The organism is Dielma fastidiosa, from assembly GCF_000313565.1.
Taxonomy (GTDB): Bacteria; Bacillota_I; Bacilli_A; order Erysipelotrichales; family Erysipelotrichaceae; genus Dielma; species Dielma fastidiosa.
The window spans coordinates 373,860-386,638 of the sequence record NZ_HE578926.1 but is presented as its reverse complement, the minus strand read 5'-3'; the positions used below and the strand labels follow the sequence as shown (position 1 = coordinate 386,638).

Here is a 12,779-nt window from a genome sequence, read left to right as displayed (position 1 = left end):
ATGTTCAATTAAAATTCTGTTAATATTTGGTTAAATCGATGCTTACCTATCAAACAGTAAATCGTAATTGTGGTATTTCAGCATTGTTTGCGTTAGAATAATAAAGAAGAAAGAAGGGATTTAAATGAAAGTATTAGCATTTATGGCTGATGGCTTTGAAGAAGTTGAATGTCTGGCGGTTGTGGATGTACTGCGCCGTGCCGGCATTGATACAGAATTAATTTCAATTAATAATCAGGCAAGCGTCTGCGGTTCGCATCAGATTGAAATAAAAGCAGATAAAACTTTAAAGGAAGCGGATCTTGATCATGCCGATGTATTATTTTTACCTGGCGGGTTACCGGGAACTACTAATTTAGCTGCTTGTGAGCCGCTGTGTGAGGCATTGGTTAAGGCAGCTGCTGACGGCCGCCGGCTTGCCGCAATCTGTGCCGGGCCAAGTGTACTCGGCAAATTAGGCTTGCTTAAGGGTAAACATGCGACATGTTTTCCAACCTTTGAGGATCAGCTGATCGGTGCTGAATATACAAGACAGGGTGTAATTACCGATGGCATGATTACAACCGCCCGCGGTTTAGGCTACGCGCTTGATCTTGGCCTTGAATTAGTCCGTTTGATTCAGGGTGAGGATAAGGCAAAAGCGGTTAAGGCATCGATTCAATACGATCAGTGTTAATAAAATTGTAGATCCAAGAAATCTCATGGCAGCGGCTGTGAGATTTTATTTTATCTGTTATATTTGCTGAAAGCTGAGTTATAAATTAAAAATTTATACTAAAAAAGGTTTCATTCATCGATAGATTTACCATAATTCTATATTTTAGTGTATAATAATGAAGAGTATGGATGAATGAAAATAGTACATAAATGATACAATCAGGTGACAAATGAAAGAATATATATTAAAAACCATGGATGACGGCCATGTGATAACTGTGCGTGATGTACAGATGGTTTTGCTTGAAATGCTTAAAATGATTGATAAAATATCCAAGGACTACGATATTCCTTATTATTTAGTTGGCGGCAGTGCTTTAGGCGCAATCCGTCATAAAGGGTTTATTCCTTGGGATGATGATGCCGACATTGCCATGATGCGTGAAGATTATGAAAAATTCTTAAAAATTCTGCCGGTTGCTTTGCCTGAGGGATATATGTTTCAGTGTTTCGATACTCATCAGGAATATACTGTCACGATACCGGCGATGAAAATACGCAAGAAGCATACTTACGTTAAAGAAGCGAATACTTTATTGGCTAATAAATGTCAGGATGGCGATGGTTTGTTTATCGATGTCTTCATCATTGATTATGTCAGTGAGCATAAGGCGGTGGATTTAATTCATCGAATCGGCAATGACGCGCTGATGCCGCTGATTACACTTTGTGAGAATCTGCATATGAATCCGCTTGGATTGAAAAAGCTGTTTGTGAATCACGCGAAGCGATATGGTGAAAAAGCGAAGGGCAGTCCGCTGATCGGTTATGATCTGACATGGACTTTCTATTCACCGTTTAAACCTATCGTATATCCTAAATCAATGATTTATCCGACCCGCTATGTACCGTTTGAGGATACGATGCTGCCGGTCCCAAATAAGGCGGAGGAATATTTGAAAATTGAAATTGGTGAGACTTATATGCAGTATCCTGCAGAAAAGGATCAGCAGCCCAAGCATATTATTGATATTAAACTTTAAGGAGGTGCCTTATGAGTTATGTGCCAAAGAAAAAATTAAAGGTGAAATGGAAAGTCGCAGTCCCTTTCTTTACCTTGATTATTCTTGTTGTATATCTTGTTTTTAATCTGTTGATATCACCGGATAAAGGAAATGACAACGGTTATACGATCTGTGGTTTTACACCTTCTAAAACGGCTTCTTTTATTAATAAAACGTTTGAGAATCAATATGAGATCAGCGACTATTTTTATTATGGTGAAACGCTGAATCTTTTGAAACAGCCTTATGATGTGCTGACTGCTGATGAAATGGTCGGCAAGACATTAAAGCTGGTTGATATTTGTACCGGCAAGGAATTAATGTTCTCGCTTGAAAATAAGGCGGATCATCAGTTGAATCTGGCAGAGGTTGAGAATGGTTTTTATGAGGTCTATTTAGTATATAATCTAAGCGATCAGCGGATTGTTATGAAGGAGCCATTAAAGGATGTTTTTCATACAGTAACCCGCAATAATGCCAGTAAGAAGGTAGAATTAATTGCGGATAAGGGAATTCTTAATGATGAGGAAACACTGCTTGATCAGAATTATATGTTCATCAATGTAACCAGTGATACTGTTCAGCATGATTCAGTGGATATTATGCTTGATCCGGCGGGCGGCAATGATGATTATGGCATGGGTGTCGATTGGGGTTATGATGCCAATGGTCTGAATGAGAATGATGAAATGTATGCCGCGGCTCTAGCATTAAAAGAAAAGCTGGAAGGCTATGGCTTTACGGTAGGAATTACCAAGGACAGCATCAAACAGGAAATTAATACATATGGATTAAATGGCAGATTATATAAGGCTTATGAAAAAAATGCTAAGTATTATATCAATCTTCAGTTTAATTCTTCCTCTTACAATTATTTGAATGGTATGGAGGTTTATTACTCAAATTATGCTTCATCAACATTGGCGAATCAACTGTTGTTTGATATGAAGAAAAATATTGATCTTGACGGCAGCTCGCTTTATACTTCAGGAACCAGTGTTGATGGTGTTGTACCGCCGGTATTGGCTGAGGGTGATGACGGACGCGCGGTCTATGACAGTATTCTTCAGATTCGTGAGGCTGGCGGTGTTGCCACTCAGGCGGGCATGATATCTGAGCGTTCACGCACTGAAAATTCTTTTGCGACAGCGAATAAGCATGGAATGCAGGCGGTAGTGATTAAATATCTGTATATTTCCAATGATGAGGATGCCGAGTTCTGGAAAACTAATTTTGATAAGATCATCAGTGAGACAGCGAATTCAATCGCCTCTTACTTGAAAGTTACAAAGGAATAAGGGTATGCAATATCAAATAAATAAAGGAACAAAAGGCTTCGGCGCGAATATTCTGTTTGAAAATATTCAGTTCGAGGTTAAGAATAATGAAAAAATCGCGGTAATCGGCGCTAACGGCTGCGGCAAAACAACGCTGATGAAGATTATCGCCAGTGAAGAGGAGCTGGATTCAGGAACGATTCATAAGGCTGGCAGCTGCCGGATCGGTTATCTGGCACAGACGACTTTTACCAGTGAATCACGCACTGTACAGGAAGAATTGAATGAGGTTTTTAAAGATGTAGAAATCATGCAGAAGCAGCTGAATGAAATGACTGAGGCGATGGTTTATGACCATTCTCAGGAGCTGCTTGACCGCTATGCCGACCTTCAGCATCGCTTTGAGGAACGGGGCGGTTATACGGTTCAGTCAGATATTTTAAATATCTTTACAAGGTTTGGCTTCCATGAAGAAGATCTTCAGCGTGAGGTGCAGACTTTTTCCGGCGGTCAGAAAACCCGTATTGCGTTTGTAAAGCTGCTGCTGTCAGCTCCGGATATTCTTTTGCTGGATGAACCAACCAACCATCTTGATCTGGAAACCATTGAATGGCTTGAAGGCTATGTGAAACGTTATCCGAAGGCGGTTGTGCTGGTTTCTCATGACCGGACTTTTATCGATAACGTGGCTGATGAAATCTATGAGATAGAATATGGTGTGATGCGCCGTTATGTCGGCAATTATTCATCCTACGTCAAACAGAAGGATAATGATATTGAGCGGCAGAAATCAGCCTATGCCCGTCAGCAAAAAGAAATTGAGCGGATGGAGGCTTTGATTGAGAAATTCCGTTATAAGAAAAATAAGGCGGCATTTGCACAGTCTAAAATAAAATATCTGGATCGCATGGAACGCATTGAAGATCCAAAAGAAAGTAAGAAGTCATTTAAGGCCAGCTTTACTTCAAGAATCCGCGGCGGCAAACGGGTGCTTAGTGTTGAAGAATTAAAAATTGGTTATGATCATGAGTTATGTACGATCAATCTTGAGGTCATGCAGGGGCAGCGGGTAGCGGTAATTGGGCCTAATGGCAAGGGTAAATCAACCTTTGTGAAAACCGTTATGGGTAAAATTCCAAGTCTGGGCGGTTCAGTGATGCTCGGTCATCAGATTGAACCCGGCTATTTTGATCAGGAGCTGGCGCAGTTTAATACGGCAAATACAATTCTTGAGGAAGTCTGGAATGATTTCCCTGATCTGACCCGTACAGAAGTAAGAAGCGCGTTAGGCTGTTTTCTATTTACCGGTGATGAGGTGTTTAAAACTGTTGATTGTTTATCCGGCGGTGAGAAGGTGCGCCTAAGCTTAGTGAAGCTGATGCTTTCGCAGCCTAACTTTTTGGTTATGGACGAACCGACCAATCACTTGGATTTATTGGGCAAGGAAGCATTGGAGAAAAGTCTTTCTGAATATGACGGCACCATGCTGTTTGTCTCACATGACCGTTATTTTATTTCCAAGCTGGCGACGGCGATTCTGCATATTGATGAAAACGGCGCGGTTTATACACCGATGAATTATCATGATTACATCGAAGGAAATAAGGTTGTTGAAGAAAATCAGGTTAAAGTGAGTCATCAGGAGAAAAAGAGCAAACCAGTGAATCTGAATATCGGCAAAGAGATTGCTAAGCTGGAGAAAAAGATCGCGGCTAAGGAAGAAGAAATTGAAGCCCTGCGTGAGCTGCGCTTTGATCCTGAATATTATCATGATTATCAGAAAATGAATGAATTGGATAATCAGATTGATGAAGTGAATAATGAAATAGAGAATTTAATGGCGCAGTGGGAAGAATACAGTGAGGCGCTTGAACAATGATGGAGAAAAAGCTGAAGGAGGCTGAATTCGCGTTATTGCTGATGCTGCTGGGACTGCCCTGTCTGCTTAGAATCTATATGGTAAATATCAATATTTTCTGGCTGCTTTTGGCAATCATTGATGCCGCTTCTGCTCAGTATCTTGATGAGGCATATATCGTTAAGCATATGGAGGAAATCACAGCGACAGCGCGCGGTAAAAGAGTCCGCTTCTACATCATAGCCATCATGGTTGGTTATCTTTTGATCGGTTTTAAAAGTTTTTCTTTAATGCTGATTCTGCTGGTGAATGATGTTGTCATCTCAATGCTGAGCGCTTTAAAGATTTTCTTCAATAAAAGCCGATAACGTCTCTTTTAAATTGCTTTAAAGTATGATAAAATAGGCACGTACTTAAATAGGAGGATTATAAAATGGCAAATTGTTTAGTTGCTCAATCTGGTGGACCTACTACCGTTATCAATGCATCACTTGCTGGCGTAGTTAAGGCAAACCAATTAAACCCGGTATATGATATAGTTTATGGCGGTTTGAATGGCATTGAAGGTATTCTTCAAGAAAGACTTGTTGATTTAACGCACATGCCGGATATGGAAAATCGTATCCTTCGTCAAACTCCATCTTCAGCATTAGGCTCATGCCGTTATAAATTAAAGAGAGATGACGAAACTGATTATCGCAAACTGGTAGCAGTTATGGATAAATTCAACATTGAAATTATGTTCTACATCGGCGGTAATGATTCAATGGATACAGTTGACGCATTAAGCCAGTGGGCTAAGAAAAACAATATCGCGAAACGTTTCGTAGGTATTCCTAAGACAGTTGATAATGACCTGATGGTTACTGATCACTGCCCTGGTTTTGCTTCTGCTGCGAAGTTTGTTAATGATGTTGTAACTTCTACATGGCTGGATTACAACGTATACACTCGTTCAGAAGTATTCATTCTTGAAACAATGGGAAGAGATGCTGGCTGGTTAGCTGGTTCTTCTGTAATTTCAGGTAAAGTGGATCTGCTTGTATTGCCTGAAGAAGATTTTGATCAGGAAGTATTCCTTGCAGAAGTTAAAAAATGCATGGAAACAAAGGGTAAATGTTATATCGTTGTCAGCGAGGGCGCGCATTTTGCTGATGGCTCTTATCTGGCTGCTGGCAAGGCAGTTAATGACGGTTTCGGTCACGCTGTATTAGGCGGTGCCGGTAATGCGGTTAAGAATATGATTCTTGAAGCAGGCATTGCACCTCGTGCTAAAGTTCAGGATTTAAGCACTGCACAGCGCTGCGCTAACTATACTCAAAGCTTAGTAGACGTTACAGAAGCCTTTGAATTAGGTATGTCTGCTCATATGAGAAGTGCTGACGGCAAATTCACTGGTCATGTTGTAGGTGTACAGCGTAAACCAGGTGCTGAATACGATGTTGAATTCATCGAAGGTCCAGCTGATCAATTCGCAAACCATGTTAAGCACATTCCTGCTGAATGGATTCTGCCTAACTATGCAGGTTTGAGTCAGGAAGCTTACGATTACTTCAAACCATTAATCGTTGGTGAGCCTGCATTAATCATGAAGGATGGCGTTCCTGCTTATGTGAAGCCATACCACATGAAATAATCTGAATTAAAAAAATGAATAAAAGGTATGAATAGGAGTCTTGCTCATTCATACCTTTTTATGTGCTTAAGATTTTAATTATACTGATAATTGTGCCAAATATATAAAAAGCTGCCCTGATAGGCAGCTTCTTTCATTATCAGCGATGCATAACAAAAAATACAACAATTGGCATACTGTGTCAAAAAGTATACATTATGAGACATCCTTCTTTTTACCATTTTATACCAATTTTTCAACTTTGTAAACACATTTTAGCGCATTTTGTTAATATTACAAACACATTTTAGTGCTTTTTAGACTGTCTTATAAAGTATACTTTGTAAGACAATTTTATCTGTACCGCCATTAGGAAATTGTTGATTGAGGCATTAAAACAAGAGGGGTGGTTGAATGATTGCTGTGAATACTGCTGTTGTTACTAAGAATTACACGTTTTATAAGGAAATGGTACCAATGGTTGAATTATATTTTAAGAAATTGAAGATCAAAACAGATTTTTTGTTATGCGGCGGATTAGCGGAACTGCATGATGTTGCGGAAAAGGGAAAGCGTTTGGATTTAATAGTAATTGAAATCAGTAATCAGCTGCCGATTGATGACATCCAAACCTTTATAGACGCTGATCAGTCTGCTGAATATATGCTTATCAGTGATGACAAGATTGTTGATTCCGCAGCTGTGAGGAATGGCAATCTGATTTATCGCAATCTCACACAAAATAATGTGAATCACATACTCAGCAGGCTGACAGATAAAACGAATATGGCAAAGCATTTACTGGTTCCCGTGGCTGGCTGCAGCCGTGTTGTCGCGGTCGATAAAATCGTATATGCGGAAATAATGAAAAGAACGCTTACGTTGCATTTAGAATCTGAAATTATTACCTATCAGGGCCAGCTGGACGTATTGGCGGCTCAGCTGCCTAAAACCAATTTTTTCAGATGTCATCGATCATATCTGGTTAATTTGGATTATGTAACTGGCATCAGGCGTTATGATTTTATCTTAAATGATGATATATACGTTCCAATTGCTAAGGGAACATGGAAAAAAGCGTCAGAAGCTTTATTGCAGTTTATTCGATAGCTTTAAACTGTATCAAACAGTTAAAGATAAATCTAGGAGGAAAATTATGAGTACATTTAATAATCCAAAATCAAACTTTGGTGATTTGGCAAAGAAAATGGGGATTGGGGGTAATGAGGAGAAACCGCAGCTGAGAACTGCGCCGCCGCTTACCAGTACAGTGAAGAAGAATACGGCTACTGTTATTTCATCCGATGTTGTGATTATCGGCAATATTAAAAGCCGTGAAGATTTTGAATTAAATGGTGAAGTGGTGGGTGATATTGAATCACAGGGTACGATCCGTATCAATGGTAAGGTGAAAGGTGATGTAAAGGCACTGAATGTACTTTTTCAGCATGCTTCTTATACAGGAAATATTGTATCTGAAAGTAAGATCATGATTGATTGTGATACTTCGATTACCGGTGATATATCAGCTAAAACGGTAACGATTGATGGTTATTTAAAGGGGAATACGGTTGCTGATGAAGAGGTGACCATTAAAGCGCAGGCGGTTGTGCAGGGTAATATAACAGCCAGACAGATCAGCATCGCGCAGGGCGCGCAGATTGTCGGCAGTATTGAAACGAAGGCGACGCCTGAACCGTCAGAGATTGAAGTAGATCACTCAGCTTTCATCGATGAAACGACAAGCTCTATTTTGGCGAGCATGGAAAATGAGGAAGAGCCGGAAGCTTCTTCAGAAGTAATTGCTTAAGATTATATCAATGACAATAACTATATGCAAAGGGCAGCTTGGCTGCCCTTGTATTTTGATGTCAATCTTTGTTTTTGATTAAAACCCGGATTCTGAAATAGAACCGAGGCTGTACCTTTGAATAATCAACACGGACTAAAAAACCGGTAACATCACTGCCTAAAGTATAATGATGCTCATTAATATAATCACGAATAGGTATTAAACAAGAAGCATCCAAAGCGTGAATATTATCAACTTCAATGATTGCTGAACAATAATATCCGCTGGGGAACTGAACGATTTTTGGGGTAAGCGGCAGTTCTGCCCGCTTAACAAACCACTGAAAAGTTCCGATGCCTGCTTTGATAGGAATTTTACCATGAGTTGTCATAGCCAACTCATTTTTATCTATATTTAAGGTTATCGTACACATATTGATATTCTGCAGCCATTTTGTCAGTATTTCTGAATCAGGGCCGTCGGACGGATAGATGTCATACTTAGTTTCCTCATAATATTCTATTTCAACACGATTCAGATTGGCTTTGCTGAGCTCTTGATGCTGTTTCGTTTTTTTCAGTGAATCAACACGTTTTTTTAAACGTTCGATTTCAGCCTCAGTCTCGGCAATTTGCTGGTCGTAGAGAGCAACCTGATAATCGGATTCAAGAGTATCAAAAGCGTGGCGGATATGTTCCAAAGGCATGCCATAATCTCGAAGCTGCCGGATATAAAGAAGGATATATACATCCTCTTCACTATATTCATAATACCCATTATCCGCCTGTATAGGACGCAGCAGCCCCTTTAACCGATAAGAGCGGATGGTTTCCTTATTAATATGTGTGCGGTTTGATAATTCCTGAATATTCATATTTTCACCAACCTTGTATTGACTCTGTAATAAATACAGAGTTTATAGTTATTATAGCATTTGTTAAACAAATAGCAAATAGGAGGGACGATATGAAGAAATTAAGTGTATTGTTTATTTCTTTCGTGATGGCAGTCACATTAAGTGCCTGCTCCACAGCACCTGCCAGTAGTGAAACTGCTTATAAAGCAGGTACATATACTGGCTCTGCACAGGGCATGAACGGCGAGGTAGTCGTTGAAGTTGAAGTCAGCGATGACGCGATTCTAAGCGTAAAGATTACCGATGAAAAGGAAACCGATGGTATTTCTGATCCGGCGATTGAAACACTGCCGGCAGAAATTGTTGAGTATCAGTCATTAGGACTTGATACAATTACCGGCTGTACAGTAACCAGTACCGCAATTCTTGAGGCGGCGGCCAAGGCTCTTGAATCAGCTGGTGCCGACTTAGCAAGCTTACAGAAACCGGTAGAGAAAATTGCCGGTGAAACGATTGAAAAAACCGCGGATGTAATTGTTGTTGGCGGCGGCGGTGCCGGTATATCAGCGGCAGCTACGGTCGCATCAGAAGGAAAAACAGTTATTTTAATTGAAAAAACAGCAGCTTTGGGCGGCAATACATTAGCCTCCGGCGGCGTATGGAATGCGGTTAATGCTGAATTAGACGCATTGACACCTTCAGATGAAGGACGGCTTTCTACACTGAGAACATATCTTGAATATGATGAGAATCTGTTTGTCGGTGAATTTAAAAATACTTACAGCACATTGAAGCAGCAGATTAACGATTATTTAAGCGGTGATACTTCTACATTATTTGATTCCGTAGAATTCCACTTGATTCAGAGTTATCTAGGCGGTTTGAGAGAAGATCTTGACGGCAATACGATTTATGGCAGCTATGATTTATTGAATACGCTTGTTACGAATAGTGACGCGACAATTTCTTGGCTGAAAGAAACTGCCGGTTCTGAATTCAATAATACATTATCCGAGCCAATTGGTTCATTATGGCTGAGATCACAGACACCAAAGACATCAAAGCAGGTAGATTTCTTTGATAAACCGGCGGCTTATGTAGAAAAGAATGGCGGCGAGATTATCTATCAGACCACTGCCGATGAATTATATGTGGAAAATGGCAGAATTGTCGGTGTGCATGCTGTGAAAAATGATGGAACTGAAGTGATTTTGCATGCTAATAATGGTGTTATACTTGCGACTGGCGGTTTTGCCGGAAATACCGAAATGGTAATGAAGTATGATAATTATTGGGGTGATGATCTGTATGCATCAATTGGTTCAACCAATGTATCCTCAACCGTAGGAGAAGGAATTATCATGGCTCAAAAGGCTGCTGATGCTGATGTAACCGGCATGGAATTTACCCAGCTGATGCCGATTGGCTTTGCGTCAAATGGCCGTCTTGCTTTAGGTAATGGCACCAATGTAATGTATGTGACACCGGAAGGTAAACGTTTTGTCGATGAATATGCGGAACGTGATGTTATTTCCAAGGCTGCTTTTGCTAATGGCGGTGAACAGGGACTCTTCTATGAAATTGGTTTAAAGTCTAATGTAGCATTATGGCAGGATGAAGACTGCTATGAAGCATCAAGCATTGAAGAACTGGCAAAACTGATCAATATGGACCCTGCTGTTTTAACAGCTGAGGTTGAAAAATATAACGGCTATGCAGACGCAGGTCTTGATGCTGATTTTGGCAAGACGGTATTTACTACAAAAATTGAAACCAGCGGTGATGATGTTTATGTTGCCCGTGCTATGAAACCATCATTGCATCACACAATGGGCGGTTTGGTTATCGATACTTTGTGTCATGTTTATAATCAGTCAGGCGAGGTTATTCCTGGTTTATATGCGGCTGGTGAAGTGACCGGCGGTATCCATGCGGGAAATCGTTTAGGCGGTAATGCAATCGCAGATATTTATACTTTTGGACATATTGCCGGACAAAGTGCCGCAAATGCCAATTAATGATTAAACACAGAATCCTTTCCTTATGAAGGGATTCTTTTTTTGACTAATATATTTATATAGTCAATATTTTGTTGACAGAAGCACACGAAAGTAGTAAACTCTAAACATGACTAATTTTATTTAATGGTCATTTATAGGAGGGCTTATGAACAAAATAGTAAAACGATTACTCATTGGTATCGCGTGTGTAGCAGTTGTCCTAGTGGGCGGTTTCTATGCCATGTTCCATAATGAACTGGCAACGCTTCAGTCAATGAAAAAAGTAGATGATTACGCGTTATATACAATGGAATATAAAGGCGATTATGGTTTTGATGATTTTCTGGCCACCGGCGCCAGTACGGATGCTGAACTGATTCAATTTGTATCCACAAAGCTTTTAAAGGGAATACCAGTAGAATTCAGCATTCCTAATCTTGGCTGCTCAACCTTTAACGCGGCCACACCGGATGGCGCGAAAATATTTGGCAGAAATTTTGATTTAACATATTCACCGGCTTTATTTGTGAAAACCCAGCCAGATAATGGCTATGCTTCTTTCTCAACGGTTAATTTAGGCTTTTTAGGCTATAATGAAGAAAAATTGCCGGATGGCTTATTGTCAAGCATTATTACGTTGGCGGCTCCTTATGCACCTCTTGATGGCATTAATGAAAAGGGCTTGGCCATCGGTGTATTGCTGATACCAACAGAGGCAACAAATCAGCAAACTGATAAAATTGACATCACTACGACGACAGCGGTGCGAATGGTATTGGATAAGGCAGCCACGGTTGATGAAGCAGTTGCTTTGTTAAAACAATATGACATGCATTCATCCGCAAACAGCAGCTATCATTTCCAAATTGCTGACGCCAATGGTAAATCAGTTGTCGTGGAATATGTTGATAATGAAATAAGTGTTGTTGAAATGGACGGCAATTGGCAGGCGGCCACAAACTTTCTGCTGACACCTGGTGATTATGACTTTGGCAAGGGGCAGGATCGCTATGCAACTTTGGAGAAGACACTGACAGAGAATAAAGGTATTTTGAGTGAGGCTGAAGGCATGAATCTGCTTAAAGCTGTTTCTCAGCCGCTGCATCTTAATGATGACAATGAAATGACAGGAACACAGTGGTCAATCATTTATAATCAGAGTGAATTGAGTGCTACAATCAGTATCGGGATGAAATATGATACTCCGTATACGTACAATTTGAACAAATAAGGAAGGGAACACGGACAGCAAAATGCTGAAAGTGTTCTTTTTTAAATCAAAAATTAACGTTAGATGATAATAAAACAAACAATTGATCCTTGATCAATAAAATGATATATGCGCTGCAGTTAGTGTCAGTAAGAGGTTTATTATGCAATATATGGAAAATTCAAATAATCAAGGGTGAAAATGTAGAAAAAATAGTGCTGAAATTATGCTTTTTTCAATAGAGTAATTAGCGTTAATTAGCTCTGTTTTTAGGTAAAAATAATTTAAAAAAAGGGTTGAAATAAGCATAAGTAAGGGCTTACAATATTTGTGTAAGAAAGGAGAACAATTTTATGGAAGAAAAGAAAGTAGTAGTTTTAGCTGAGGGGTTTGCAGCTATAGAAGCATCTATGGGTTGCCAAATTCATAATGAGTACGTTTGTAAATAAT

11 protein-coding genes are annotated in these 12,779 nt (G+C 39.8%); 10 read left to right on the top strand and 1 reads right to left on the bottom strand.

Going from position 1 to position 12,779, the window contains the following annotated elements:
• Window positions 1–124: 124 nt before the first annotated feature.
• From DAHG_RS09710 to DAHG_RS09675, 8 genes are all read left to right on the top strand, one after another.
• On the top strand, window positions 125–676 hold the full coding sequence (locus tag DAHG_RS09710) for a DJ-1 family glyoxalase III (RefSeq protein ID WP_022938154.1): 552 nt from the start codon (window positions 125–127) through the stop codon (window positions 674–676).
• 211 nt (window positions 677–887) lie between these two features.
• Window positions 888–1,700 (top strand): LicD family protein, encoded by an 813-nt coding sequence (locus DAHG_RS09705; RefSeq protein ID WP_022938153.1) that lies wholly within the window; start codon window positions 888–890, stop codon window positions 1,698–1,700.
• Between the two features lie 11 nt (window positions 1,701–1,711).
• On the top strand, window positions 1,712–3,019 hold the full coding sequence (locus tag DAHG_RS09700; RefSeq protein ID WP_022938152.1) for an N-acetylmuramoyl-L-alanine amidase: 1,308 nt from the start codon (window positions 1,712–1,714) through the stop codon (window positions 3,017–3,019).
• A 4-nt stretch (window positions 3,020–3,023) separates the two neighbouring features.
• Complete coding sequence (locus DAHG_RS09695) at window positions 3,024–4,877, top strand: ABC-F family ATP-binding cassette domain-containing protein (protein ID WP_022938151.1); 1,854 nt, start codon at window positions 3,024–3,026, stop codon at window positions 4,875–4,877.
• Window positions 4,874–5,224, top strand: a complete 351-nt coding sequence (locus tag DAHG_RS09690) for a hypothetical protein (RefSeq protein ID WP_022938150.1) — start codon at window positions 4,874–4,876, stop codon at window positions 5,222–5,224. The genes DAHG_RS09695 and DAHG_RS09690 overlap by 4 nt, the downstream gene beginning before the upstream one ends.
• A 65-nt stretch (window positions 5,225–5,289) precedes the next feature.
• Entirely contained in the window at window positions 5,290–6,492 is a 1,203-nt protein-coding gene (locus DAHG_RS09685; RefSeq protein ID WP_022938149.1) for a diphosphate--fructose-6-phosphate 1-phosphotransferase, read from the top strand.
• Between the two features lie 393 nt (window positions 6,493–6,885).
• Window positions 6,886–7,581 (top strand): LytR/AlgR family response regulator transcription factor, encoded by a 696-nt coding sequence (locus tag DAHG_RS09680; protein ID WP_022938148.1) that lies wholly within the window; start codon window positions 6,886–6,888, stop codon window positions 7,579–7,581.
• Between the two features lie 46 nt (window positions 7,582–7,627).
• Window positions 7,628–8,281: a bactofilin family protein gene (locus DAHG_RS09675; RefSeq protein ID WP_022938147.1), complete on the top strand. Its 654-nt coding sequence runs from the start codon at window positions 7,628–7,630 to the stop codon at window positions 8,279–8,281.
• A gap of 61 nt (window positions 8,282–8,342) precedes the next feature.
• On the opposite strand, the gene DAHG_RS09670 is transcribed toward DAHG_RS09675, so the two are convergent.
• Window positions 8,343–9,137: a MerR family transcriptional regulator gene (locus DAHG_RS09670; RefSeq protein WP_022938146.1), complete on the bottom strand. Its 795-nt coding sequence runs from the start codon at window positions 9,135–9,137 to the stop codon at window positions 8,343–8,345.
• Window positions 9,138–9,229: 92 nt separating this feature from the next.
• On the opposite strand from DAHG_RS09670, the gene DAHG_RS09665 reads away from it, so the two are divergent.
• Both DAHG_RS09665 and DAHG_RS09660 read left to right on the top strand, forming a co-directional pair.
• Window positions 9,230–11,137, top strand: a complete 1,908-nt coding sequence (locus tag DAHG_RS09665) for an FAD-dependent oxidoreductase (RefSeq protein WP_022938145.1) — start codon at window positions 9,230–9,232, stop codon at window positions 11,135–11,137.
• Window positions 11,138–11,285: 148 nt separating this feature from the next.
• Complete coding sequence (locus DAHG_RS09660; protein ID WP_022938144.1) at window positions 11,286–12,350, top strand: C45 family autoproteolytic acyltransferase/hydolase; 1,065 nt, start codon at window positions 11,286–11,288, stop codon at window positions 12,348–12,350.
• Window positions 12,351–12,779: the final 429 nt, after the last annotated feature.

Bases quoted from the DNA above. Each gene is read 5' to 3' on its own strand.
- DAHG_RS09665 (WP_022938145.1), top strand. From the start codon at position 9,230: ATGAAGAAATTAAGTGTATTGTTTATTTCTTTCGTGATGGCAGTCACA.
- DAHG_RS09710 (WP_022938154.1), top strand. From the start codon at position 125: ATGAAAGTATTAGCATTTATGGCTGATGGCTTTGAAGAAGTTGAATGT.
- DAHG_RS09660 (WP_022938144.1), top strand. From the start codon at position 11,286: ATGAACAAAATAGTAAAACGATTACTCATTGGTATCGCGTGTGTAGCA.
- DAHG_RS09695 (WP_022938151.1), top strand. From the start codon at position 3,024: ATGCAATATCAAATAAATAAAGGAACAAAAGGCTTCGGCGCGAATATT.
- DAHG_RS09670 (WP_022938146.1), bottom strand. From the start codon at position 9,137: ATGAATATTCAGGAATTATCAAACCGCACACATATTAATAAGGAAACC.
- DAHG_RS09685 (WP_022938149.1), top strand. From the start codon at position 5,290: ATGGCAAATTGTTTAGTTGCTCAATCTGGTGGACCTACTACCGTTATC.
- DAHG_RS09700 (WP_022938152.1), top strand. From the start codon at position 1,712: ATGAGTTATGTGCCAAAGAAAAAATTAAAGGTGAAATGGAAAGTCGCA.
- DAHG_RS09680 (WP_022938148.1), top strand. From the start codon at position 6,886: ATGATTGCTGTGAATACTGCTGTTGTTACTAAGAATTACACGTTTTAT.
- DAHG_RS09705 (WP_022938153.1), top strand. From the start codon at position 888: ATGAAAGAATATATATTAAAAACCATGGATGACGGCCATGTGATAACT.
- DAHG_RS09675 (WP_022938147.1), top strand. From the start codon at position 7,628: ATGAGTACATTTAATAATCCAAAATCAAACTTTGGTGATTTGGCAAAG.
- DAHG_RS09690 (WP_022938150.1), top strand. From the start codon at position 4,874: ATGATGGAGAAAAAGCTGAAGGAGGCTGAATTCGCGTTATTGCTGATG.